Annotated in this window: 28 protein-coding genes and 1 other RNA gene; 7 read left to right on the top strand and 22 right to left on the bottom strand. The window is 39.5% G+C overall.

Annotation, left to right across the window (positions count from 1 at the left end; translation table 11 throughout):
- Positions 1 to 160: 160 nt before the first annotated feature.
- Positions 161 to 313 (bottom strand): hypothetical protein, encoded by a 153-nt coding sequence (locus NHH15_RS14330; protein ID WP_262067337.1) that lies wholly within the window; start codon positions 311 to 313, stop codon positions 161 to 163.
- Between the two features lie 96 nt (positions 314 to 409).
- Here NHH15_RS14330 and NHH15_RS14325 point away from each other — a divergent pair, with 96 nt between their 5' ends.
- Positions 410 to 1,033 (top strand): hypothetical protein, encoded by a 624-nt coding sequence (locus NHH15_RS14325; protein ID WP_262067336.1) that lies wholly within the window; start codon positions 410 to 412, stop codon positions 1,031 to 1,033.
- Here NHH15_RS14325 and NHH15_RS14320 read toward each other — a convergent pair.
- A complete protein-coding gene (locus tag NHH15_RS14320; RefSeq protein ID WP_262067335.1) occupies positions 1,030 to 1,164 on the bottom strand; it encodes a hypothetical protein in 135 nt (44 codons plus the stop codon). The two genes, NHH15_RS14325 and NHH15_RS14320, sit on opposite strands and share 4 nt — an antisense overlap.
- A gap of 4 nt (positions 1,165 to 1,168) precedes the next feature.
- Positions 1,169 to 1,423 carry a helix-turn-helix transcriptional regulator gene (locus tag NHH15_RS14315; RefSeq protein ID WP_262067334.1) on the bottom strand — a complete coding sequence of 85 codons (255 nt, stop codon included), beginning with the start codon at positions 1,421 to 1,423 and terminating at the stop codon, positions 1,169 to 1,171.
- Positions 1,424 to 1,571: 148 nt separating this feature from the next.
- Here NHH15_RS14315 and NHH15_RS14310 point away from each other — a divergent pair, with 148 nt between their 5' ends.
- From NHH15_RS14310 to NHH15_RS14295, 4 genes are all read left to right on the top strand, one after another.
- Positions 1,572 to 2,237, top strand: coding sequence for a LexA family protein (locus NHH15_RS14310; protein WP_262067333.1), 666 nt, complete (start codon positions 1,572 to 1,574; stop codon positions 2,235 to 2,237).
- A gap of 1 nt (position 2,238) precedes the next feature.
- On the top strand, positions 2,239 to 2,484 hold the full coding sequence (locus NHH15_RS14305; RefSeq protein ID WP_262067332.1) for a hypothetical protein: 246 nt from the start codon (positions 2,239 to 2,241) through the stop codon (positions 2,482 to 2,484).
- 94 nt (positions 2,485 to 2,578) lie between these two features.
- The gene (locus NHH15_RS14300) at positions 2,579 to 2,935 is read left to right on the top strand and encodes a hypothetical protein (protein WP_262067331.1); all 357 of its coding nucleotides are present in this window, start codon (positions 2,579 to 2,581) and stop codon (positions 2,933 to 2,935) included.
- Between the two features lie 153 nt (positions 2,936 to 3,088).
- Positions 3,089 to 4,639, top strand: coding sequence for a recombinase family protein (locus NHH15_RS14295; protein ID WP_262067330.1), 1,551 nt, complete (start codon positions 3,089 to 3,091; stop codon positions 4,637 to 4,639).
- Here NHH15_RS14295 and ssrA read toward each other — a convergent pair.
- Positions 4,590 to 4,940, bottom strand: a transfer-messenger RNA (tmRNA) gene (ssrA, locus tag NHH15_RS14290). The genes NHH15_RS14295 and ssrA overlap by 50 nt on opposite strands.
- A gap of 198 nt (positions 4,941 to 5,138) precedes the next feature.
- On the opposite strand from ssrA, the gene NHH15_RS14285 reads away from it, so the two are divergent.
- The gene (locus tag NHH15_RS14285) at positions 5,139 to 5,564 is read left to right on the top strand and encodes an Hsp20/alpha crystallin family protein (protein ID WP_262067329.1); all 426 of its coding nucleotides are present in this window, start codon (positions 5,139 to 5,141) and stop codon (positions 5,562 to 5,564) included.
- A gap of 53 nt (positions 5,565 to 5,617) precedes the next feature.
- Here NHH15_RS14285 and smpB read toward each other — a convergent pair whose 3' ends face one another.
- From smpB to secG, 3 genes are all read right to left on the bottom strand, one after another.
- Entirely contained in the window at positions 5,618 to 6,085 is a 468-nt protein-coding gene (gene smpB / locus NHH15_RS14280) for an SsrA-binding protein SmpB (RefSeq protein ID WP_262067328.1), read from the bottom strand.
- Positions 6,078 to 8,237 (bottom strand): ribonuclease R, encoded by a 2,160-nt coding sequence (rnr, locus tag NHH15_RS14275; protein ID WP_262067327.1) that lies wholly within the window; start codon positions 8,235 to 8,237, stop codon positions 6,078 to 6,080. Before rnr ends, smpB begins: the two co-directional genes overlap by 8 nt.
- Before the next feature lie 89 nt (positions 8,238 to 8,326).
- A complete protein-coding gene (gene secG / locus NHH15_RS14270; protein WP_262067326.1) occupies positions 8,327 to 8,575 on the bottom strand; it encodes a preprotein translocase subunit SecG in 249 nt (82 codons plus the stop codon).
- A 159-nt stretch (positions 8,576 to 8,734) separates the two neighbouring features.
- On the opposite strand from secG, the gene NHH15_RS14265 reads away from it, so the two are divergent.
- Positions 8,735 to 9,577 (top strand): YitT family protein, encoded by an 843-nt coding sequence (locus NHH15_RS14265; RefSeq protein ID WP_262067325.1) that lies wholly within the window; start codon positions 8,735 to 8,737, stop codon positions 9,575 to 9,577.
- Positions 9,578 to 9,622: 45 nt separating this feature from the next.
- Here the strand turns inward: NHH15_RS14265 and glmM are convergent, their stop codons facing one another.
- The 15 genes from glmM to NHH15_RS14190 form a co-directional block, all read right to left on the bottom strand.
- A complete protein-coding gene (gene glmM, locus NHH15_RS14260) occupies positions 9,623 to 10,948 on the bottom strand; it encodes a phosphoglucosamine mutase (protein ID WP_262067324.1) in 1,326 nt (441 codons plus the stop codon).
- Positions 10,949 to 10,960: 12 nt separating this feature from the next.
- Positions 10,961 to 12,361, bottom strand: coding sequence for an NAD(P)/FAD-dependent oxidoreductase (locus tag NHH15_RS14255; RefSeq protein ID WP_262067323.1), 1,401 nt, complete (start codon positions 12,359 to 12,361; stop codon positions 10,961 to 10,963).
- A gap of 14 nt (positions 12,362 to 12,375) precedes the next feature.
- Complete coding sequence (locus NHH15_RS14250) at positions 12,376 to 13,551, bottom strand: phosphoribosylaminoimidazolecarboxamide formyltransferase (RefSeq protein ID WP_262067322.1); 1,176 nt, start codon at positions 13,549 to 13,551, stop codon at positions 12,376 to 12,378.
- A 19-nt stretch (positions 13,552 to 13,570) separates the two neighbouring features.
- Positions 13,571 to 14,284: an IMP cyclohydrolase gene (locus tag NHH15_RS14245; RefSeq protein WP_262067321.1), complete on the bottom strand. Its 714-nt coding sequence runs from the start codon at positions 14,282 to 14,284 to the stop codon at positions 13,571 to 13,573.
- A 73-nt stretch (positions 14,285 to 14,357) separates the two neighbouring features.
- Positions 14,358 to 14,678: an MGMT family protein gene (locus NHH15_RS14240; protein ID WP_262067320.1), complete on the bottom strand. Its 321-nt coding sequence runs from the start codon at positions 14,676 to 14,678 to the stop codon at positions 14,358 to 14,360.
- Positions 14,678 to 16,159, bottom strand: coding sequence for a ribosomal protection-like ABC-F family protein (gene abc-f / locus NHH15_RS14235; RefSeq protein ID WP_262067319.1), 1,482 nt, complete (start codon positions 16,157 to 16,159; stop codon positions 14,678 to 14,680). Before abc-f ends, NHH15_RS14240 begins: the two co-directional genes overlap by 1 nt.
- Positions 16,160 to 16,424: 265 nt before the next feature.
- Entirely contained in the window at positions 16,425 to 16,928 is a 504-nt protein-coding gene (gene greA, locus NHH15_RS14230; RefSeq protein ID WP_262067318.1) for a transcription elongation factor GreA, read from the bottom strand.
- A gap of 9 nt (positions 16,929 to 16,937) precedes the next feature.
- On the bottom strand, positions 16,938 to 17,657 hold the full coding sequence (locus NHH15_RS14225) for a cell wall-active antibiotics response protein (protein ID WP_262067317.1): 720 nt from the start codon (positions 17,655 to 17,657) through the stop codon (positions 16,938 to 16,940).
- A 4-nt stretch (positions 17,658 to 17,661) separates the two neighbouring features.
- Positions 17,662 to 18,117: a LytTR family DNA-binding domain-containing protein gene (locus tag NHH15_RS14220; protein WP_262067316.1), complete on the bottom strand. Its 456-nt coding sequence runs from the start codon at positions 18,115 to 18,117 to the stop codon at positions 17,662 to 17,664.
- Positions 18,118 to 18,261: 144 nt separating this feature from the next.
- Positions 18,262 to 19,014: a type I 3-dehydroquinate dehydratase gene (gene aroD, locus NHH15_RS14215; protein WP_262067315.1), complete on the bottom strand. Its 753-nt coding sequence runs from the start codon at positions 19,012 to 19,014 to the stop codon at positions 18,262 to 18,264.
- A 16-nt stretch (positions 19,015 to 19,030) separates the two neighbouring features.
- Positions 19,031 to 20,203 carry a Gfo/Idh/MocA family protein gene (locus tag NHH15_RS14210; protein ID WP_262067314.1) on the bottom strand — a complete coding sequence of 391 codons (1,173 nt, stop codon included), beginning with the start codon at positions 20,201 to 20,203 and terminating at the stop codon, positions 19,031 to 19,033.
- Between the two features lie 32 nt (positions 20,204 to 20,235).
- The gene (gene aroE, locus NHH15_RS14205; RefSeq protein ID WP_262067313.1) at positions 20,236 to 21,096 is read right to left on the bottom strand and encodes a shikimate dehydrogenase; all 861 of its coding nucleotides are present in this window, start codon (positions 21,094 to 21,096) and stop codon (positions 20,236 to 20,238) included.
- A gap of 221 nt (positions 21,097 to 21,317) precedes the next feature.
- Positions 21,318 to 21,884: an LPXTG cell wall anchor domain-containing protein gene (locus tag NHH15_RS14200; RefSeq protein ID WP_262067312.1), complete on the bottom strand. Its 567-nt coding sequence runs from the start codon at positions 21,882 to 21,884 to the stop codon at positions 21,318 to 21,320.
- A gap of 206 nt (positions 21,885 to 22,090) precedes the next feature.
- Entirely contained in the window at positions 22,091 to 22,213 is a 123-nt protein-coding gene (locus NHH15_RS14195; protein ID WP_262067311.1) for a hypothetical protein, read from the bottom strand.
- 42 nt (positions 22,214 to 22,255) lie between these two features.
- Positions 22,256 to 22,617 (bottom strand): hypothetical protein (locus NHH15_RS14190; protein WP_262067310.1); only part of this gene is annotated, 362 nt, incomplete at its 5' end.

Below are 22,617 nucleotides of genomic sequence, written 5' to 3'. Positions count from 1 at the left end.
TCGCGTGTTCCACCTGTAGTAATACCTATTTCAAAATGTTTCATAACTTCTCCTTCCTACAATCCAACCACCCAATCCGCTGCCATACCCACAAGAGTACAAAACGCCATCACAACTGCTACAAACAGCACTGCGGCTAGTATGTCTGTTAGTTTGTCTTTCATATTGCCTCCTTCTCTCTTTGCTTTTCCCATTTCTCAAATGCTTTCATGTTTTCTGAATCCGCAAAAAACTCTTTCATTGAATTCAGTAAACATCTTGCCATTGACTTGTTTTGTTCTTCTGGTATTTTCTCTATATGGATTTTGTTCATCTTGCACCTCCTCTTTAGTTTCCTCTACTGGGTTGCTTTTCATTGGGTCTCCTACTGTGTTATAATTCCCTTAAAAACTGAAAGGAATTGATATCTATGGAACTGACTGAGTATTTCTCCAATGGAGATCCTTTTAATTTAATAGGTACTCTTATTGCTGCCATCTTAGGCGGCTTAGTCGCTCTCTATACAATTAAAGCCCAGCCTTCTTCATCACTCGTACGAGAACGCCACGACTTACTATTTTCACCGTTATTTATGACACTCGAGCCTATCTTGTTTAGTAAAATTGATACTGAGGTTATGGAAAAAGCATTAGCCATCATTGCAGGAAATTTGAATTTAGCCGATGGCTCTACGCTTGATGTTTATCGCACCTGCAGGAGTCATCCTACTCAAAATTCATTTATGGAATTGTGTACTTATGTGAATAAAAATTATGACCGCTCATGCCGTAGACTGGGTCTAAAACGTAGAAATCTAGAATATAGAATTGCACACAGACAATATGCGTCTAAGCTCAGTTTCATACTCTATGTCTTAGCTTTGGTTCTTAGGTTCGTTATAGTTGCTTTTGTCTCAATCATTTCTATTCTTGTTCTTTCGGCACTAGCAACAGCTGCATACGACGAACTTGCCGCTCCACAACAAGTCACAGCCCTTGCGCTTATAGCGTTTCTTCTTCTTAATATCACACGTTTAATTAGTAACTCTGATTAAGCCGTTATTTTTTTCACCAAAATCACACCAACCATAAATGCAAGCCAAAGATATCCATATCCACATGACTCAAAAAGCACATACATTAGAACTCCAAAAAGAAAAATAGCAATTCCTTGTAATGTCTCCATCTCACTACCTCACCTCCTCTTCTGATTCGTTAGATTCTTTCGTGCACTTTTCGTGCTCTATGTGAGCAAAAAAAATAAAGTCTACGCTTCGCTTATAGTACTTCGATATTCTAGCCTTGATATGGTCTCTAGGTATTCGTTCTCCCTGTTCGTACATTGCAAGAGCGGATGTACTTATTTTCAGGGCTTTTGCAACCTCTTCTCGGCTCTTATTTCCTCTCAGCTCTATAAGCTTTTTAGCAATTGCTTGTTTATTCAATTGACAACCTCCTTTCCGTGCACGTTTTGTGCTTAACTATAATATACACGTATCGTGTTCAGGTGTCAAGCACATTTTGTTAATTTTTTTCTTGATTTCGTACACGTTTTGTGTAATAATGAAGAAACACAGATAAGGAGGTGGTATAATGTCTGACTTCGGAACCCGAATAAAAAAATTGAGGGATGAAAGAGGTTTTAGCCAACAAAAAATGGCGGATGAACTAGGTCTCACTAAGAGTGCCCTCAATATGTATGAGCGTGGAGACCGTCGTCCTAACTTTGAAATTTTAGAAAGTATTGCGGATTATTTTAACGTCGATACGGATTATTTACTGGGACGAGCTAATATAAGGAAAAAAGTGCATTTTGACGAGGATGGAACAGAATACCGCCCAGCAGCTACTATCACTAAACCCAGAGGCATCAAAATAAAGGTTCTTGGCAGGGTCGCCGCAGGGGTACCTATTGAAGCTATTACTGATATTATTGACGAAGAGGAAATAACCGAAGAAATGGCAAGAACAGGCGAATTCTTCGGCTTGAAAATCCAAGGTGACAGCATGGAGCCTCGTATATTAGATGGAGATGTGGTGATTGTACGACAACAATCAGATGTAGACAGTGGAGACGTGGCAATCGTAACCGTTAATGGTACTGATGCTACCTGTAAGAGGATACGGAAATACCGGGATGGAATAGAGTTGATTGCAAATAATCCGAAGTATGAGCCAAAGTTTTACGGTAATGAAGATATAGAGAAATTGCCAATAACCGTAATCGGAAAAGTAGTTGAGTTAAGGGGGAAATTTTAACATGACGCTAGATGAGTTCGTAAACAACAACCTAATGGGGAAGCACCTTGAAAGCATAGGCGATGTAGAGGGAGCAATCAATCTATATGAAAAGAATGTTGCATTTGAATTCGATGGTTCGCACCCATATACTAGGCTTTGCATCATATATCGAAAGCGAAAGCAATACGATGAAGAGATACGAGTTGCAAATGCAGCGGTTAAAAACCTTTGTCAAAATAGTAAAAAGCCTTACTTTCGGGAGTGAATACAGAAAGCCAAAAAGCTCAAAGTTAAATGAAAATTCTAAGAGCCTATTGGAAAAACAGAAGGCTTAAACATTAATTAAGGAGGAAAGTGAGATGAAGAAAAGACCATTTGCGCTATTATTGACTTGCTTTTTAATATTTTCGTTGGTAGCCTGCAAATCTTCTGCAAATATTTCTGATGACTTCCAAGAAATAGGCGAAGATGCTGTAAAAATCGGTGAAGATTATTTAGATAAGTACTACACACAAGATGAAGCCTATGAAAAACTCGGTGAGCTAAACGATAAGATATACTTAATAAGAGAGCTGAGGGAGTCTAGTGGCGAGGAAATCACGGATGAAGAACAACTTATTGACACAGGCGTTTTTCTTCTTTCTTTAAGTATCAAAAACAATGATCCTTCTAGTGATGTTAAAGAGTCTATAAAAAGCATAAAGAAATGGATATAAATAAAAAACCGCCCCTACCTTTTACAGTAAGAGCGGCAAACACTACATAGGTCTAAGAGACCGATATAATGCCCTGAACAAGCATATTATATCACATCTCCGAAAGCCTGTGTAGGGCTATTTTTTATACCCAAATTGAGAGGAGAGTTATATATGAATGGAGTAATTTACGCAAGATACAGTGCCGGTCCCGGACAAACAGATCAGTCGATTGACGGCCAGCTTCGAGACTGCATGGAATATGCCAAACAGAATAACATTACCATCATTGATAATTACATAGACCGCCATATATCCGGCACCGATTTTGAGAACCGGCTTGAATTTAACCGGCTGATTAAAGATGCTGCGCGCAATCAGTTCTCGTATGTTATCGTCTGGAAAATAGACCGTTTTGGTCGTAACCGAGAAGAGATCGCAATCAATAAGGTCAAATTACGGAAACTAGGTGTTCAATTGCTTTATGCAAAAGAGCATATCCCGGATGGTCCAGAAGGAATCATAATGGAATCTCTTTTAGAGGGCATGGCTGAATATTATTCCGCCGAACTTGCTCAAAAGGTTAAAAGAGGAATGCGGGAATCCGTATTAAAGGGACATATCGTAAGTGGAAATCCATGTTTTGGATATAATTTAGTAAATAAGAAATATGAGTATAATCCCGAAACAGCTAAGATTGTCGTAGAAATATTCGAGAGATATGCTTCTGGTGAAACAGCCCGAGAAATAAGAGATAGTCTAAATGAACGAAGAATTTTAAATGCAATGGGAAAACCTTTTAACACCCATGCAGTATACTACATTTTGCGAAACGAGAAATACATTGGCATCTATCGTTATGGCGATATTATACAAACCGATGTAATTCCCCGCATTGTTCCTCAAGAACTTTGGGATAGGGTTCATGGTATTTTAAAGACAAATTCGCGTAACCGTTCCAAGAAACGATGTACTGCTATTGTAGAGTTTCTTCTTACTGGCAAATTATTCTGTGGACAATGCAAGAGTTCAGTAATTGGTGAATCTGGAACTGGGCGTAGCAATACATATTATTACTACAAATGCGCTGCCAAAAAGAATCGGCGTACCAAATGTTCCTCAAAAAATTACCGAAAAGAAGTATTAGAGCGCACTGTTGTTCGCACCACAATTGAGGATGTCTTGACAGATGATTTAATAGAGCATCTGATTATCAAAATCATGGAGCTACAGAAATCCGATGAGCACAGCGCCTTCTTGCTTTCCTTGAAAAAGCAACTAAAAACCGTGCAGAATAGTATTGATAATTTAATACATGCGGTAGAGATGGGGATTATTACCGATTCAACCAAAGACAGGCTGGTTGCTTTAGAGAAAGAGAAAGAAGAACTAAATATTGATATCTCAATGGCTAAAATCAAAAAGGCAGACATAACAGAAAATGAAATAAGATATTGGCTTTTCTCATTTCGTGCCGGTGATATTGATGATACTGCATTTTCTATACGTCTGATCAACACCTTTGTGAATCGGGTGTACTTATATGATAATTACTTGATTATTGTATATAATTTTACAGATGGGGACGGAAACAAGAAAGCAATAGAAGCCGAGATTGAGCGCATAGAAAAGGACTATACTGCTCAAAACCTCTTTGGTTCGGATAAGTACAGTCCACTGGACCAGGCGGGAATCGAACCCGCGTCCGAAAGCTCTTCCATATAAGCATCTCCCATTACAGTCATTACTTTAACATTCCCTCTACAAATCACCTAATGACAGGTTATCTGCTTTAGTAGCTTCATCATTCGTCCTTACCCTCAAAGCTTTGGGTAAGGCGTGCTCCACCTTCGTCGAAGCCGGGTTCTTAAGCAGTGGAATACCTAAGGCCGACTACTGCCATACTAGGCAGCGTACGCTAAATTATTATCTTCTGCGTTTAAATTTAAATGGAACTTTTTACGTAGTGTCCCACTACGAATGGCTTCTCATACTTCTAAACCCCCGTCGAAACCAGTACTAGCCCTAAAGTTTTAGTTCTGGTTGCAGATAGATTTACTTTGATAGTATAGCTCAACAGGCGATGAAAGTCAATTTTTAAAAAAATTAGCACTCTTCCCTTGACAGTGCTAATTACGTGTGTTATATAATATCTATAGCAATTAGAGCTATCAACCAACAATTAACGATTCAAGTATCAGTAAATATTTAGGAGGTATGACATATGTTATTAGCAAACAGAGGTTATAATAATTTTTTTGATGAAATGTTTCGGGATCCGTTCTTTAGACGTCCCTATGGAAACTCAAGCTCTCAGATTATGAAGACAGATATTGTCGATAAAGATGGGGATTACCATTTAGATATTGAGTTGCCTGGATATGAGAAAGAAAATATAAAGGCTGATTTAAAAGACGGCTATTTAACGATTTCCGCAAGCAAAAAGGAAGAAAAGGAAGAGAAAGATGAAGAAGGCAGGTGCATTCGTAAAGAGCGCTATACCGGCTCTTGCAATCGTAGCTTTTACGTTGGTGATTCTATCACCGAAAATGATATAAAAGCAGCCTTTAAAGATGGCGTTCTCCACCTTGAAGTTCCAAAAGAAAAAGAGAAAATTGAAGAACAACCAAAACTGATTACTATCGAATAATTCGAGATACACCTAACCAAAGAGGCGCCTGTGTTTAACACAAGCGCCTCTTTTTATCCTAAATTTCTAATTTTAAAGTCTCTTTGAGCTTCTCTCTGTTGGTCTTTCTTTGCAATGTCTTGCCTCTTATCGTACAATTTCTTACCTTTAGCCAGTCCGATCTCCACCTTTACAAGGCTGCCCTTAAAATAGACTTTTAATGGTACAATTGCAATACCCTTTTCTTTTGTCTTACCTACCATCTTGTTGATTTCGCTCTTGTGAAGCAAGAGCTTACGCACTCTGAGAGGATCCTTGTTAAATATATTCCCTTTTTCATAGGGCGAAATGTGCATTCCATAAATAAACACCTCTCCATTCTCAATTCGAACAAATGATTCCTTAATGGAGCACTGTCCCATTCTCAGAGACTTTACCTCCGTTCCGGAAAGGGAGATTCCTGCCTCAAAAGATTCCAGGATAAAATATTCATGGTATGCCTTTTTATTATTTGCTATTAATTTTCCACTTGTCTTAGACATCTTTCGTTTCGTCTCCTTTTTTCAAGATAAAATCGATCGTTCTCGTTTTAATATCCGCATTCACTAAGCTCACTTCTACTCTTTGTCCAAGCTTATACACTCGTCCAAGACGCTCACCTATCATCTCATACCTGGTTTCATCATAATGATAGTAGTCATCTGTAAGATTGGTAAGATGTACCAGCCCCTCGACTGTGTTGGGAAGCTCCACATACATCCCCCATTTTGTCATACCAGAAATGACACCTGAGAACACTTCTCCCTCTTTTCCCTTCATGTATTCAACCTTTTTCAGCTTAATACTCTCTCGCTCCGCCTCTTCCGCTTTTCTTTCCATTGCCGAAGACTGCTTCGTTACTTCTGGAAGAATTTTCTCGTAATGCTCTCTTCTTTCCTTCGTCATTCTCCCTCGAATATTATCCTTAATAATTCTATGAATCTGCAAATCAGGATATCTTCGAATCGGAGAGGTGAAATGGGTGTAATACCTGGCTGCAAGTCCAAAATGTCCCGTATTTTCCGGTGTGTACCTTGCCTGCTTCATAGAACGAAGAGCTAGCCTGCTAATCAGACCTTCTTCTTTTGAGCCTTCTATCTTCGTCAATAACTTTTGAATCTCCATAGGCTTAATATCCTGCTGTCCAATATGCATTGAATAACCAAAATTATTGATAAACGTCGCCAAAGAACGAACCTTATCCTCCTGGGGTACATCATGGGTACGATACACAAAAGGAATTTCCTGCCAGAAATAATCCTCTGCCACTGTTTCATTTGCCAAAAGCATGAAATCCTCAATAATATCCGTCGCTGTATTCCGTTCATAGGGCTTTATATCAATTGGCTTTCCTTGATCATCCAAAATCACTTTTGTCTCTGGGAAATCAAAATCAATGGAGCCTCTCTTTTTCCGCTTTTCACGTAAAATAGCAGAAAGTTCTTTCATCTTTTCAAGCATCGGAATCAGTTCTTTGTATTCCTGGTTTAATTCCTCACTCTCCCCTTCTAGTATCTTCCACACATTCGTGTAGGTCATTCGATTATTTACACAGATGACACCTTCCACGATTCGATGCTCTAAAACTTCGCCTGCTTTGCTTATTTTCATGATGCAGCTCAAGGTTAAACGATCCTCATTTGCATTCAAAGAGCATATTCCATTTGAAAGAGTTCGTGGAAGCATGGGAATCACACGATCCACTAAATACACACTGGTTCCTCTCTTTAGCGCTTCCTTATCCAGAGCACTATTTTCCTGTACATAATTGGTTACATCTGCAATGTGTACACCTAAAATATATTCATCTCCTGATTTTTCCAACGTAATTGCATCATCTAAATCCTTTGCATCTTCACCATCTATGGTAATCGTTAATAACTTTCTCAAATCTTCCCGGCCGGCACAATCTGCTTGGGATACAGGCTGGGATACATTTAACGCCTGGTTATTGACTTTTTCCGGAAAATCAACTGCCAAGTCATAATCCTTTACAATGGACAACACATCTACTCCCGGTTCCTTATGCCCACCTAAAACCTCGGTAATAACACCTTCCGGTTTATGGTGCTCATCTCCATAGGAGGTAAGTCCTACCACAACCTTATCTCCTGATTTTGCGTCCTTACTTTTCTGCACTGGTATATAAATATCTTTGTGAAATCTCACATCATCTGGAATAACAAATCCATACTGTTTCTTCTTATCTTTTTGGTACAGGCCTACAACACGTTCTATTCCCCGCTTTACAATACGTACAATTTTCCCTTCACGGCTTCTCGTTTTCTCACTTTTTGTCTCCACCAAAACTACATCTACGTCATCTTGATCCAACGCACCATTGGTGTAATTCTCGGATATATAAATATCCTTGCCTTCTTCACCTTCCGGAACCACAAAACCAAAGCCTCTTTGTGTCGCCCTGTAGGTTCCTCTGATAAACCCACCGTTTCCTTTTTTATATTTCCCTTTCTTATTCACCTGGATTTTTCCTTCTTCTACCAATTCCTGAAGGATATTCCGCAACTCCTCCCTCTCTTCTTTTGGTACAGAAAGAAGCATGGCAATCTCCTTTGATTTCATCGGTACGTAGTAAGGGTCACAGATCAAATCATAGATAACCTTTTTTCTCTTCTCAAATACTTCTTTACTCATAATATCTCCTAACACAGCTCTTTGCTATGTCTTTTCATTTTAAAAAGCACCCTTTTATACAAAAGAGTGCCTCACATTACTTACTTCATTTACCCTGCAAATACCGGTAAGTTTAATACCGCTGCAAGAACAATAAACAATACTGCTAAAAACGTTGTTATTCTCGCCAAGTTTCCCTCCATAGAGCGTCCCTTGTTTTGCCCCCAGAAAGTAGAGTCGGTCATGCCACCTAAGCTACCGAGTCCTTGTTGCTTTCCTTCTTGCATCAGAACCAGTAAAATCAATGCAATACAATCTATAGCAAATATAATCAATAATATCGTTTTTAAAATTCCCATTCTCTGGCACCTCCTATAGTTTAAACCACAATTCATACTAGCACAAACCCATTCGAAAAGCAAGAATTTTCTTTCATTTCTCTACCGTTGACTTTTATCATACCCGGTATTACAATCTAGTTAGATTGGTATGTATTCTAAATAATTGAGGTGACTTTGATGATTTCAAAATCGAAATATTTTTTTCTATTAACCTTTAGCTCACTTATGATGGCTTTCGGGGTTTACTTTTTTAAATTTCCAAACAACTTCACATTTGGCGGCATCACTGGCCTGGCGATATTGGTTGCAAAATTCAGCCCCTTCACTGCTGCTGGCTTCAACCTTGCCGCAAACATCATACTCTTGATTATTGGAGCCGTTTTTCTCGGCCGGAAATTTGGGTTTGCTACTGCCTACTGCAGTCTATTGCTCTCCTTTTCCTTGTGGGGTCTCGAACGCGTTTATCCTATGACAGCTCCATTAACAGACCAACCTCTTTTAGAGCTGATTTTTGCTGTCGCCCTCCCATCGGTTGGCTCTGCCTTCCTGTTTAACATGGGAGCCTCTAGCGGGGGAACCGATATCATTGCCATGATTCTCAAAAAATATACACGTGTTAATATCGGTAATGCTCTTTTAGTAACCGACTTCTTTATCACTTTGGCAACCTTTTTTGTATTCGACATACGAACCGGACTTTTCTCCGTCCTGGGTCTTTTGATTCGTTCTACAATGATTGATGGATTTATCGAAAGTTTAAACCTTTCAAAATACTTTACAGTAGTCACCTCAAATCCAAAGCCGATTTGTGATTTTATCAAAGATGATTTACACAGAGGTGCAACCATTGTTCTTGCACAAGGAGCTTTTTCTGGGAAAGACAAGTACATGGTTCTTACAGCCTTAAACCGAATGCAGTCTGTAAAGCTGCGGAATTATGTCAACGAGCATGATCCCAAAGCCTTTATGCTGATTACCAATACCAGTGAAATCATTGGAAAGGGATTCCATTCTATCTAACAAGGAGGATGCAAAATGCATCCTCCTTCATTTTTATCCATTTTTCTATTTCAACAATTTTGCAACCTGATCTACATACTTTTCACAGATTTCATGAGACTGAGCCTCTACCATTACACGTATTACCGGCTCTGTACCACTTTCTCTAACCAAAATACGACCATCATCTCCCAAAGCCTTTATAACGGATGCAATAGCCTCCTGTACCTTTGGATCCTCTAGTGCTTCCTTCTTATCTGCTACACGCACGTTTTTCAAAAGCTGAGGGAAGATTTTCACTTCCTTATGAAGCTCGTTTAAGGTTTTCTTCCTGCTCTTTATTACTTCCATTACCATAAGGGAAGTCAGAATTCCATCCCCTGTTGTTGCATATTTACTAAAGATAATATGGCCGGATTGTTCTCCACCCAAAGAGTAGTTATTGTTGACCATACATTCATATACGTATTTATCACCTACCGCTGTTTGCTCGTACTTCAGACCTGCTTTATCAAAGGCTTTATATAGTCCAATGTTTGACATAATTGTCGTAACAACCATATCGTCATTTAATCTTCCTTCTTCTTTTAAGTACTTTCCACATACGTAAAGAATCAGGTCTCCATCTACAACTTCTCCCGTCTCATCTACCGCAATACAGCGATCCGCATCTCCGTCGTAAGCAAATCCAACATCCAGATTATTTTCCTTTACAAACTTTTGAAGAATTTCTATATTGGTAGAACCTGCATTTTCATTGATGTTTAAACCATTTGGCTCATCATTAATAACGTAAGTTTTTGCTCCTACTGAGTCAAATACACTCTTTGCAATCGTAAAGGCACTTCCGTTTGAGCAGTCCAGTCCTATTTTCATCCCTTTAAAGGAATGTGTGATGAGTGAAATCAAGTATCCGATATAACGATTCCGTCCTGCAATATAATCTACCGTTCTTCCAATTTTTTCTCTCTTTGCAAGAGGAAGCTCACCAATCAATCCATCAATGTAATCTTCAATTTGGCTTTCCACTTCCGCTTCAATTTTGTGTCCTTTTCCACTGATAATCTTAATCCCATTATCATAATAGGGATTATGACTTGCTGAAATCATAATTCCACAATCAAAATCCTCTGTACGTGTTGTGTAAGAAACACTTGGAGTTGTCGTTACATGAAGTAAATATGCATCTGCTCCAGAAGCTGTAATACCAGAAGCCAACGCATCCTCAAACATATAGCTGCTGCGTCTTGTGTCTTTCCCAATTACAATTTTCGCTTTCTTTTCTTTTCCGTAATACCATCCTAAAAAGCGCCCAATCTTAAATGCATGTTCCACTCTTAGAATTTCATTTACTTCTCCTCGAAAGCCGTCTGTACCAAAATATCTACCCATTATAATCTCCTTCTAATTTTTTCTCTCCAAGATGCATCTGGCAACCTTGATACCATTTGCAGATGCCTGTTGAAGTCCTCTGGTGATGGATGCTCCATCTCCCATTGTCCGCAGCCCTTTTATATTTGTTTCAAAACAAGTGTCAACGACAACTTTATTCGAGTAGAATTTCACCTCTACTCCATATAATAAAGTTTCATCCGAGGCAATTCCCGGAGTCACCTTGTCAAGGGCTTGTATCATTTCATCAATTGCCACCATAATGCGATGAGGGAATACCAGTGACAAATCTCCTGGAATTGCATCCTTCAAGGTTGGTGTAATATTATTTCTGCCAAGTCTTTCTTTCGTAGTACGCCTTCCTCTTTTAAAATCACCGTATCGCTGCAGAGTGATTCTTCCATCACTTAGCATATTTCCCAGTCTGGCAATGTGCTTACCGTAATCAATCGGTGATTTAAAGGGTTCTGTGAAGTTTTTGGAAACCAAAAGTGCGAAGTTCGTATTATTGGTCTTCATATCTTTTGACTTATAGGCATGACCATTTACTACTGCTAAACCACCGTCATAATACTCCGTTGATACTTCTCCGGAAGGATTTGTACAAAATACCCGGACTTTATCATCGAAGGTAGGTGTGTAATATACCAACTTGGCTTCATAGAGTTTTTCATTCAGTTCTTTCATAATCTCGTCCCGAATCTCTACGCGAACGCCTACATCTACCGTTCCGTTCTTCGTTTTAACCTTGTTCTTTTTACAGACATTGGCAAACCATTCCGAACCTTCTCGTCCAATGCCGGCTACCACTTCATCAGCGTAATAGTTTTCACCGCGGTCCGTTCGAACGCCTTTCACCACACCATTTTCAATAAGAATTTCTTCTACCATAGTATTGAAACGAATCTCAACCCCCTGCTCCAAGAGATGCTCCTGCAGTCTGGTATAAATCTTATATCCTTCTTCCGTTCCCAAATGTCTTACCGGACATTCAATCAACTTTAGATTTGCCCGGATTGCTTTCGTTCGAATCCTTGCAATCGCTTCTTCTTCCCCTACACCGTATACCTTTGTGTCGGCTCCAAATTTCAAATAAATATTATCCGCTTCATGGATTAATTCTTCCGCTTCCTCGTAACCTAATATCTCCGGTAGGGTTCCCCCTACATCAGGAGATAGAGACAGCTTCCCATCCGAAAACGCTCCGGCTCCAGCAAACCCTGTGGTAATACTGCAGGGCTTACATCCAATACAGACCTTTGTTTCTCGTTTCGGACATTTCCTCTGTTCAATGGAGCGTCCCTTTTCAAACATCAAGACCTTTAAATCCGGACATTTCTCTTTTAATTCATAGGCACAGAAAATACCGGAAGGTCCTGCTCCGATAATAATTACATCATATTGATTATCCATACTTACACACTTTCTTAGTGATGGAATAAACGTATCCCCGTAAATGCCATTACCATGTTGTATTTATTACAAGTGTCAATCACATTATCATCCCGCACCGAACCACCAGGCTGTGCAATGTACTTGACCCCACTCTTGTTTGCTCTTTCAATGTTATCCCCAAATGGGAAGAATGCGTCGGATCCCAGTGCAACATCCTCCAGTTTATCTAACCAAGCTCTTTTCTCTTCCCTTGAAAGCACCTCTGGTTTCTCTTCAAATATATTTTCCCAGACTCCATCTGCCAGCAGATCCATATATTCTTCACCAATATACAGGTCAATAGAATTGTCTCTGTCTGCTCTGCCGATTGTACTCTTAAATTGAAGGTCCAATACCATAGGATGCTGTCTTAGCCACCAGTTATCTGCTTTGCTTCCTGCAAGACGTGTACAGTGGATTCTGGACTGCTGTCCTGCACCGATACCAATTGCCTGACCATCCTTTACATAACACACTGAATTGGACTGTGTGTATTTTAGGGTGATTAAAGCGATTGCCAAATCTATTTTCCCTTGTTCTGTCATATCTTTGTTGTTTGTTACCACATCCGAAAAGAAGTTTTTATCGATATGAAGCTCATTTCTTCCTTGTTCAAATGTAATTCCATATACTTCTTTTCTTTCAAGCTGCTTTGGTACGTAAGAAGCGTCAATCTGAATCACATTATAATTACCCTTTTTCTTTGCCTTTAGTATTTCTAAGGCTTCTGGTTCATATCCAGGAGCGATAACTCCATCTGATACTTCTCGTTTAATCATATTTGCCGTTGCCACATCACATACATCCGAGAGAGCAATGAAATCTCCAAAGGAAGACATACGATCAGCTCCTCTTGCTCTTGCGTAAGCACATGCCAGAGGTGAAAGCTCCTTTAAATCATCTACCCAATAAATCTTTTTCAGTGTATCACTTAAAGGAAGACCTACTGCTGCACCAGCTGGTGAAACATGCTTAAAAGAAGTTGCGGCAGGTAAATTCGTCGCTTCTTTTAACTCTTTTACAAGCTGCCATCCATTAAATGCATCCAAAAAATTGATGTAACCCGGTTTTCCGTTTAACACCTCTACAGGAAGTTCTCCTTCTTCCATATAGATTCTTGATGGCTTTTGATTTGGATTACATCCATATTTCAATTCTATTTCTTTCATTCTGGTCTCCTTTTTATTCCTATTTATTCTTATTTATAATTCTAGACTCATACGTTTGGTTTTCAATATCAATGTAGCGCACAAACAAAGAAACCTTGTTTTCGTCATTTAGACTATCCCATATTGTGCTTGTAAATGCATCTATATCTCCTGTGATTTCAACCTTTCTCGGCTCACCTTCAAAGCTTGGAAGGGGATCAAGATTTTCTTGATAAGTATGAATGAAACGGCCTTCTCCTGCTTTTGGATTCTCAAAGGCATAGGTAAATCTCTGACAAGAATCTGGATCACCGTCATTGCTCTTTAAAATAGACATTGCATAGTTGTATTCTCCGCCTTCAATGTGTAAAATCCCTGAAATTCTTGGCGTATAGTTTGGTCCATCCGGCTCGAATTCTCTTTGACGAAGAGACTGTTCAAAAGTCATTTGACTGTCCATCCCAGCGTAGATTGTATCCGTCTGATCTCCATTTGTCACAATCGTCTTATTTCCAATGACACGAACAGGTGCATAAATAATCAAAGATGGATCTGTAAGTTTCGAAGGGTCAAAAGCTTTTGTACGAATTCCTTCTCCATCCTCTACAAAAACTCGATTGCGGCTATTCTCACTTCTTCCCATAATAAAATAGGCAAAAACTGCTTTTTTCTCATCTGGGGTTTTTCCAATGATAATACCTCTCCCCGGATAAGCATTGCTTCTTAATTCACTTTCAATTGTTCTTATTTTCATACGAATCTCCTTCTTACTTTGATATCCTACCTTCCTATTATATAGAAAAAGACATGTTTTTTCCACTATAGATTTAGAATCGTCTTTTTGACCACTGACATTTCTTCATATCCACACGGTCTTCACAGAACACAACCCCTTCTTCCTTTAACAGTTCCACCTGTCTGTTTTCACCTCCAAAGGCAAATGCCCGAGACACTTTTCCGTCCTTTGTCACAACTCTGTGACAAGGAATCACTCCTGGCTTTGGATTGGCATGAAGAGCGTAACCCACAACTCTTGCCCACCTTCTATTGCCTGCTAATTCAGCAATTTGTCCATAGGATGCTACGTATCCCTTTGGTATTTCCATCACCACATCATAGATCATTTCAAAAGTTCCTTTTTCCTTCATTATTGTATCACACTCCTTTTGGTTGCTACTTTTTCACAAAACAGTTCGTCATGTTCCACAAACAGCATCGTTGGACAGTACTTTAAAATCACTTCTTCAATCTGCTCTCTGGATAACACATCAATATAGTTTAAGGGCTCATCCCATATATATAAGTGTGCTCTTTCGCATAAACTTTTTGCAAGAAGAACTTTTTTCTTTTGCCCTTGGCTATAATACTTGATATTCGTATTTAAATCCTCTCTTTTTAAATCCAGCTTCCTGAGAAGGGTAATAAATAATGTCTCATCAATCCCTTCCTGTATAGCATAATCCTGTATGCTTCCTTCCAAAAAACTAGTGTCTTGGTTTACATAAGAAATTTTCATTCCTGATCCAATCTCTTTTTCTCCTGTAAAATGAATGTCTTCTCCCAGAATCAGTTTAATAATACTGGATTTTCCTGATCCATTTCTTCCTTGGAGGTTCATTCGGTCTCCTTGGTTAAGCTCAAAGGATACATCACTGCATATTGTATTCCCATTATACTGGATTGCAACATTTTTGAAGGAGACTAACGTATTTTTTGTGTACTTCTGAGGAAAAAGCTTCATATCCTCTTTCTCCTCAACCTCTTTTAAAAGCTTTGATTTTTCATCCAGAGAACGGTCAATCCTGTTTTCCATGACCTTGGAGCGTTTCATCATCTTTGCCGCCTTATGTCCAATTGCTCCACGATCCGGCCGAAGCCCCGCTACTCTTGTTCCAATTTTTGTATCCTCTACTTTATCCGACCAGGTTTTTGTTTTACGCTTTGCCTCCTCCATGGCCTTTATTTCCCCTTTGATTTTTTCATTTTGCTTCCATTCAAAGAGATCTTTCGCTTCTTTATTCTTGTGATAGGAACTATAATTTCCTCTTTGAACCACAATGGACTGCTTCTGTATGGATAAAATATGGTCCACACAATCGTCTAAAAATTTTCGGTCATGAGAGACTAAAATAAAACCTTTTTTCTGATTCAGATAAGCAGAAACTTGCTGCCGCCCTTGTACATCCAAATGATTCGTTGGCTCATCAATTAGAAGGAATCCTCCCTCTTTTAAAAACAGTGCTGCCAGTAAAATTTTCGTTTGTTCTCCTTTACTCAAGGTACTAAAAACTTGATACAGGATATCTTCATCTAATTCCAACAGGTGCATTTCCTTGCGGATTCTCCACTGCTCCAGGGTCGGATTGATTTCTTCCAGCACATTGATTGTCAAATCATCTTGATTTTGAATTGGAAAAGGGAAGTAAAAGAAATCCACCTGACTCTTAATCTGACCACGATATTCATATTCTCCCAGGAGCAATTTCAGCAATGTAGTTTTGCCTCTTCCATTTCGGCCTACAAAGCCCAGCTTCCAATCAGTATCAATCTGAAAGGATGCATTTTGAAATACTTCTACCAGGCTGCCTTCGTATGAAAATGTTAGATTTGAAATTTGTATTTGTGACATAAAAACACCTCCTAAATAATACGGCACGGAAAAGAAGGTCTCCTTTACGCGCACAAATATCACCTACGAGGTCATGTACTGCATATGTTTTAAGAAGAAATAGTTCTTTCCTGCCTTTTGACACATAAAAAAGAGAAACCGATTCCCGGTTTAACGCTTCCTTATGTAGTTTCAAATTATTAGCAAGAAATTGTGAACATATCTCTCCTCCTTATTTTTATTTCTAAAAACAGTGTACCATAATTTATAAAAATAGCAAGATATTTTAAAACTTTCTTATTTCATCAATTTCGGTTTTGTCCGATTGAGTCACTCCAACCACTTCTACTTCATAGCTTCTTCCATCTTCTAATTGAACCGTTGCCATTTCCCCTACCTTTTTACCCATAAGGGCTTTTCCGAGAGGAGATTCAATGCTGATTTTTCCTTCCATGGAGTTGCCTCTGATACTAGTCACCAGATGGTAGCTTTCCGTTTCGGTCTCTCCTGGATAACGAATTTCCACCTTTTTATTTAATCCAATCTCATTTGCCTCTGATTGATCCGAGACAATGATAGCCGTCTTTAACATCTTTTCCAGGTATCGAATTCGGCTTTCGTTGCGGTTTTTATCCTGCTTGGCCGCTTTGTATTCAAAGTTTTCACTTAAATCACCGTGAGCTCTCGCCTCTTTTACCGCCTCAAGCTCACGTTTTCGAACCACAACTTTTCGATACTCTATTTCTTCTTTTATCTTTTTTACATCATCTTTTGTTAATTTCTCTCTCATTTGTTGCTCCTAAACGTAGATAATCTCCACTCCTGCAAAACTTACTTCACCCACAAATCGAAGGGTAGGTCCGTTTTCATCATAACGGTTTGGATTCTTTTCGTCAATGGCTCCAAAGGCACAACGAGCATCATTCACTATCTTCCAGCCTTTTGGAATGTAAAGCTCAACTCCTGAAAACTTAACATCCAGCTGAATCGTTGCCAAACCATCGGGAATTAGTGCATTATCAAAATATACCTTCATCCCTCCAAAACTTGCCTTTAGCCTTGCAGATTTGAAATTAGAGCTGCTGATGTATTTAACCCCGGCACCAAAGGTGGTTGCATACTCAATGTGGTCGCTCTCCCCATCGTTCACATTGTCATCAACAGTCCATTCTGTGGAATGATGATTCTGGTATTCATAGTTTGTTTCTATGTACTTCGTTTTTTTCGGAAACAGAAATTCCAGTCCGATACTCAAAAGCACAGCTGCCAGCAAAACAGGAAATGGTGTAATTTTTTCCAGACCCAGCTCTTTGCTAAATAAAATGCATAGAAACGCAATCGTAAACAGCAATCCTGAAAGGCTTCTGTGCATAATACAATGTACAAAACTTGCCACCAGCAGAATTCCTATCGTTATCTTAAACATTCCAAAATCAGGTAAAATATCCATCTTTCCACAGATCATAATCACTGCTGCTAAAATTAAAAATACACCCCAAAAAACTCTTTCTTTTTTCATCATCTTATCTCCTCATCTCTTCTAATCTCTGTTGTAATGCTTTAAAATAATATCTTGATATATACGTCTGCTTATGAGTGCCTTTAAACTCTGCCGTTCCCGAAGACGTTAATGTTTTCGTCACAGAGTAAACCTTCGCAAGATTTAAAATAGTGGCCTTGGATACACGCATAAAGTCCCCGGAGAGCAGTCCTTCTAATTCATACAACCTATATTTGGTGTGATAAACTTCTGCAATTGTGTGGGCATAAATTGAAGCTCCTTCTGTCTCAAAAAAGAGAATATCTCCTACCGGTATATAGTAAGTTGTATCTCCTTTATAGAGAACTATTTTCTCATCTTTTTCGTAGAGATTGGCAATCATCTTCTGCATACGCATAAGCTTTTCATCAAAGGATTTCCCACGTATAATTATTTCTTCTTCCGTTCGCGTTTCATCTATGTCAATACGTATTTTCATCTCATTCCCCCTTGCATGTCTATCTAATCATATCAAGCTCATTTTGTAAATATGGAAATGGTAAGTGGTTATTTTTAGCCCCTAAGTGGCAGAGCACAATAGCCAAAAGAGCCTACAACATTTCTGTCATAGACTCTCTTATTCTTATAGTTGCTTATGAATTATGTTCAGTACCGTTCTCAAGTCACCTACTTCTATCTGTCCTGGTGCAGATGACTTTCCTACCGTTCCAAATGTCAAGGCAGAACCAAATACTTCACCAGCCAAACGGCTGATTGCACCTGCACTTCCCATAGACATTGTAATGACTGGACAGTTTAATGCTGCCGAAGCCATCTCTGTGGCAGTGAGCAGTGTCAAAACATCTTTTTTCACATTTGGCATCACTGCGATCTTCGGAATATCTGCTCCCAGTTCTCTCATTTTCACCAAACGCAAGACAATCTCTTCCACCTCTGGAGTTTGATGAAAGTCATGATTTGAGACAATTACCTTTACTCCATTTTGATGCACTTTATCAATTATGTCGCAAACCATTTTGTCTCCAGTAAACAGCTCAATGTCTACTAAATCCACAAAACCTGTAGCAGCAATTTTTTGAATCAGTTCACAATACAGCTGTGGCTCAATCTCCTTTTCTCCACCTTCTGCCTCTCTGCGAAAAGTAAACAGAAGTGGGATATTCCCTAATATCTTTCGCAGCTTCTTAGCGGTACCGTTCACTGCATCCCAGGACATAATGTCTTGATACCAGTCTCCCCTCCACTCCACTATGTCTGCTCCAACTTTTACGATTTCCTCTGCCATTTCCAAAATCTCAGCTTCTGTTTTTCCAACAATGGGCACACAAATCTTAGGAATTCCATTTCCAATTTCTATATCACGTATTTTAACCATTTTGCTTTCCTTTTTGTTATAAATCTACTCTTCTTCCCTCATCCGCTGACAGATAAGCAGCATACATAATCTTTGTTGTTTCAATTGCGATATCAATTCCAGACTCCGGTATACGATCTTCCACAATATCCTCTGCAAATGCCTGAAGCTCTGCTGTATATCCACGCAAAGTTTCTTCTGCAACAAATACACTATTCCAGCCAGTTTTGCACTGCAGATTCTCGGATATATAAACGTCCTCTAAATTTTCATCATCCATAAAGAAGCTCTTCATGTTGTTTGGAGGTGTCATCAGACATTCCAATACGCCATCATTGGTAATGACATTGATGTGATTCTGGATTCCACCCATATAGTGCTCAGAGCTTAGTACAACAGCTTTTGTTCCATCCGAAAAGGTAATTGTCACATGTCCAAAATCCTCGACATCATTGAATTTGCTAAGAATGTGCTTTTTCTCTTCTTCTGGAAAGTTTGCGACGATTCGACCAGTATCTGCTACCACTGAAACCGGCTTAATCTCATATCCACGCACTTCTGCCTCAACTTGCTTTAAGTAGAGCACCCCTGCAATTGGATGGGAACCCAAACGCATAATACTGCCGCCCCCAACCATGTTCCAATCTTTTGAAAGAGGTGAGGTTGAACCATGTACGCTGCATTCTGCGTTCATATAAATGACTCTGCTTTTTTTCTTACGAAGGATTTCCGCTGCTTTTACAATAGCCGGAGAATAGATATAATTCTCTGCATACATAAACAGCTTGTCACTACTGCCAATCTTATCCTTTGCTTCTTGAAGCTCTTTCAAAATGCTTTCATACATTTTTGCCTTTGGCACCTTGTCTCCAACTGGTGTCTGATCCCCTTCTTCACCAAAATATCCCGTCAAAGGTTTGTCGCAGATTACATGCTTACCTGCCGCCATTGCACGATATGCAAAAGGCAAATGAAGAAAGGGTGGTAAGGTGATGTCAATTACATCCACCTCCGGATCCTTTAATACCTCTTCATAATCTGCCGTTGCATAGTCATAGTCCCATTTTTCCTTCAGTGCTTCTGCCCGCTCAAGCTGGCTGTCTACGGTTGCTCTTAAGTTCACATTGATAAAATTCACCTTTGTCCATGCATTTGAGTGGAAGTTTCCTGCAAATCCACAACCGATTACTGCTACATTTACTGTCTTCATAATTTTTTCTCCTTTTTTGATCCTTTTATTTTCTAACCGATTATTGGTCTCACTACCTCAAGGGGCATCTTCTGTCCCGTCCAGATTTCAAAGCTTTTCGCTCCTTGATACATCAGCATATTTTTTCCATTAATAATCTTACAGCCCTGTTCTTCTGCCATCTCTAACAACCGAGACTTCTCCGGATTGTAAATCACATCCATAACCACTAAATCTTTTCGCAGCATGCTTTCATCCTTAATGGGAGACATTCCTACCATCTTGCCCATTCCTACCGGAGTTGCATTGGCTAAAATTGAACTCTCTTCTATGTGCTTCCGCAGTAATTCTTCTTCGGACAGCTCAAACACCTCAACATGACATTCTGTTTCGCTATTAATTCGTTCCGCCAGTTTTAAACCACTTTCAAATGTTGGATCCTTAATTCCAAAAATTGTGACTTCTTTCATTCCATCAAGGGCTGCCTGGGTGCAAATTGAAGAGCTGGCACCTCCCGTTCCGATTAAGGTCATTTTCGCCCCTTCAATTTTCACTTCATTCTCCCGTAGTGTATCTATAAATCCCACACCATCCGTATTGTATCCAATTAGTTTTCCGTTTTCGTTACAGACACAATTTACCGCACCACACAGGGCAGCTTCCCTGCTTAATCCATCTAAGTATTCACCAACCACCTGTTTATTAGGCATCGTCACACTAAAACCTGCTGCACCTAATGCTTTCATTCCTACAATTGCTTCCTTTAGCTGTTCTTGATTTACATCGTAAGCTAAATAAACACAGTCTAAGCCCAAGGCTTCAAATGCCCCATTATGTATCCTTGGGGAATTGCTGTGTGAAATTGGGCTTCCTAATACCGCCAGCATCTTTGTCTTACCACTAATTTCCGTCATATTATCTGCTTCCTTCCTTATCTTTTGTCCATTTTTTCACCGTGATTCTTATAGGAAAATTATAAGGCATTGTTAAAAATAAAACTAATAAATTATAATACCTAAATCAATAGTTTTTACTAATAGATGGTATGGGGATAAAAAAAGAGCTCTGTAGCCAAACCGGAGTCAGATGTCTTCACATCTTCTCTCACTTTTTGGCACAGAGCCTTATGAATTTCTTATCTTTTTTTCCTTATATACAAAACACCTGCTATCATTCCACCTCCAAGCAGTATGAGTCCAATCCAGAGAAGCAAAGGATTAGAATCTCCTGTTTGAGCACTGGCTCCACTCTTCACTTGTTTGGAATCCGGTGTTGGACTGGGACTCGGTTCTGGAGTTGGCGTAGGCGTTGGTGTAGGAGTTGGAGTTGGCTTCGGATCGGGAATAATCACTGGGATTTCTGCCTTCTCTTCCAATCCACACACCTCACAGCTTCTGTGCTTACTACCCTTTTCCTTCTCTGTTGCTTCCTTGTCAATAATCCATTTCCCCATGGTATGAGCTGCTTTATCGAGCTCTGCACCACAAGCACTATGAGTCCAATGGTGGGTGTTATTATGATTCCACTTTCCATCAGATGTACAAGTATGTTCTCCCACCAATACACTTTCTGCCTCTGATGCCAGAGTGGTTCCACTGGCTTTGATACGAACATCATAGCTGCCCTTTATGAGTCCCGTCACTTGAGTTGCTCCTTGTACTACCGAAACCCAACTCTGTTCTGTGGAAAGCTTATATTCCATCGTATCATCTACCCCTGTTAGCTTGCCATCATTCTGGCTCTGGGTGGTACACCTTATCCCCTTTACTCCATCCGGTTTTACTCCCTGGGTAATATCAATGGTCTGAATATCCGAATCAGTAGTTGTTGTTCCATCTCCAGTCTGATATACCTTTACATCATTTCCCTCTGTAACTCCAATAAGTTCAAGAGATGTTCCTGTTATTTCTATCCAGCTGTTCCGCTGCTTATTTTAGCTGTTGTATCCTCTGCAAGTGCCACCGTTGGCATCATGGTTACTGCCAGGCAGATTCCTAGGAATGTACCCAACCATTTTTTCTTCATTTTCATTTTCCTCTCCTCACTTCTTCTTTTTTGTACTTTGTACTGCAATTACCTGTGGATATCTAACTTCTTGCTTCCCAGGATTCCAAGAAGTCCTGTCAGAAGGAGAGTCAGATATAAAAATAGGTTGGAATCATCTGCAGTATTCGGGCTTGGAGCTTTTTTAGAGGTCTCATTACCTTTCTGGCTATCAGTTGGCTTAGTATTATCTTCCACCTTGGTAGAGTCTAAATTTACCTGCACTTCAAAGTTTACTGATTTGTAATTCTTATCATTAGGAGTAAAGACTGCTGTATATTTTCCTCCTTTTGAAACCACTGTTTCAGCACTCTTCCATGCAAAGCTGCCTGTAAGAGCCTTTCCATCCACACCATAGGCCTTGAGTTTTTCCAAGGATAGCTCCTGCAGTG

It is taken from the genome of Aequitasia blattaphilus (assembly GCF_024721305.1).
Lineage (GTDB): Bacteria > Bacillota > Clostridia > Lachnospirales > Lachnospiraceae > Aequitasia > Aequitasia blattaphila.
The sequence above is the reverse complement of the archived record's forward strand: the minus strand, read 5'-3'. Positions and strand labels throughout refer to the sequence as shown.

What these genes read in the sequence shown, in the direction of transcription:
- smpB (WP_262067328.1), bottom strand. Translation starts at nt 6,085, where the DNA reads ATGTCTAAGACAAGTGGAAAATTAATAGCAAATAATAAAAAGGCATAC.
- aroE (WP_262067313.1), bottom strand. Translation starts at nt 21,096, where the DNA reads ATGACGGAAATTAGTGGTAAGACAAAGATGCTGGCGGTATTAGGAAGC.
- NHH15_RS14200 (WP_262067312.1), bottom strand. Translation starts at nt 21,884, where the DNA reads ATGGAATATAAGCTTTCCACAGAACAGAGTTGGGTTTCGGTAGTACAA.
- NHH15_RS14255 (WP_262067323.1), bottom strand. Translation starts at nt 12,361, where the DNA reads ATGGATAATCAATATGATGTAATTATTATCGGAGCAGGACCTTCCGGT.
- NHH15_RS14265 (WP_262067325.1), top strand. Translation starts at nt 8,735, where the DNA reads ATGATTTCAAAATCGAAATATTTTTTTCTATTAACCTTTAGCTCACTT.
- NHH15_RS14310 (WP_262067333.1), top strand. Translation starts at nt 1,572, where the DNA reads ATGTCTGACTTCGGAACCCGAATAAAAAAATTGAGGGATGAAAGAGGT.
- NHH15_RS14305 (WP_262067332.1), top strand. Translation starts at nt 2,239, where the DNA reads ATGACGCTAGATGAGTTCGTAAACAACAACCTAATGGGGAAGCACCTT.
- NHH15_RS14300 (WP_262067331.1), top strand. Translation starts at nt 2,579, where the DNA reads ATGAAGAAAAGACCATTTGCGCTATTATTGACTTGCTTTTTAATATTT.
- NHH15_RS14250 (WP_262067322.1), bottom strand. Translation starts at nt 13,551, where the DNA reads ATGAAAGAAATAGAATTGAAATATGGATGTAATCCAAATCAAAAGCCA.
- NHH15_RS14245 (WP_262067321.1), bottom strand. Translation starts at nt 14,284, where the DNA reads ATGAAAATAAGAACAATTGAAAGTGAATTAAGAAGCAATGCTTATCCG.
- NHH15_RS14325 (WP_262067336.1), top strand. Translation starts at nt 410, where the DNA reads ATGGAACTGACTGAGTATTTCTCCAATGGAGATCCTTTTAATTTAATA.
- greA (WP_262067318.1), bottom strand. Translation starts at nt 16,928, where the DNA reads ATGAGAGAGAAATTAACAAAAGATGATGTAAAAAAGATAAAAGAAGAA.
- NHH15_RS14330 (WP_262067337.1), bottom strand. Translation starts at nt 313, where the DNA reads ATGAACAAAATCCATATAGAGAAAATACCAGAAGAACAAAACAAGTCA.
- NHH15_RS14210 (WP_262067314.1), bottom strand. Translation starts at nt 20,203, where the DNA reads ATGAAGACAGTAAATGTAGCAGTAATCGGTTGTGGATTTGCAGGAAAC.
- glmM (WP_262067324.1), bottom strand. Translation starts at nt 10,948, where the DNA reads ATGGGTAGATATTTTGGTACAGACGGCTTTCGAGGAGAAGTAAATGAA.
- NHH15_RS14285 (WP_262067329.1), top strand. Translation starts at nt 5,139, where the DNA reads ATGTTATTAGCAAACAGAGGTTATAATAATTTTTTTGATGAAATGTTT.
- NHH15_RS14320 (WP_262067335.1), bottom strand. Translation starts at nt 1,164, where the DNA reads ATGGAGACATTACAAGGAATTGCTATTTTTCTTTTTGGAGTTCTAATG.
- rnr (WP_262067327.1), bottom strand. Translation starts at nt 8,237, where the DNA reads ATGAGTAAAGAAGTATTTGAGAAGAGAAAAAAGGTTATCTATGATTTG.
- NHH15_RS14220 (WP_262067316.1), bottom strand. Translation starts at nt 18,117, where the DNA reads ATGAAAATACGTATTGACATAGATGAAACGCGAACGGAAGAAGAAATA.
- NHH15_RS14225 (WP_262067317.1), bottom strand. Translation starts at nt 17,657, where the DNA reads ATGAAAAAAGAAAGAGTTTTTTGGGGTGTATTTTTAATTTTAGCAGCA.
- abc-f (WP_262067319.1), bottom strand. Translation starts at nt 16,159, where the DNA reads ATGTCACAAATACAAATTTCAAATCTAACATTTTCATACGAAGGCAGC.
- NHH15_RS14195 (WP_262067311.1), bottom strand. Translation starts at nt 22,213, where the DNA reads ATGAAAATGAAGAAAAAATGGTTGGGTACATTCCTAGGAATCTGCCTG.
- secG (WP_262067326.1), bottom strand. Translation starts at nt 8,575, where the DNA reads ATGGGAATTTTAAAAACGATATTATTGATTATATTTGCTATAGATTGT.
- NHH15_RS14240 (WP_262067320.1), bottom strand. Translation starts at nt 14,678, where the DNA reads ATGAAGGAAAAAGGAACTTTTGAAATGATCTATGATGTGGTGATGGAA.
- NHH15_RS14295 (WP_262067330.1), top strand. Translation starts at nt 3,089, where the DNA reads ATGAATGGAGTAATTTACGCAAGATACAGTGCCGGTCCCGGACAAACA.
- aroD (WP_262067315.1), bottom strand. Translation starts at nt 19,014, where the DNA reads ATGGTTAAAATACGTGATATAGAAATTGGAAATGGAATTCCTAAGATT.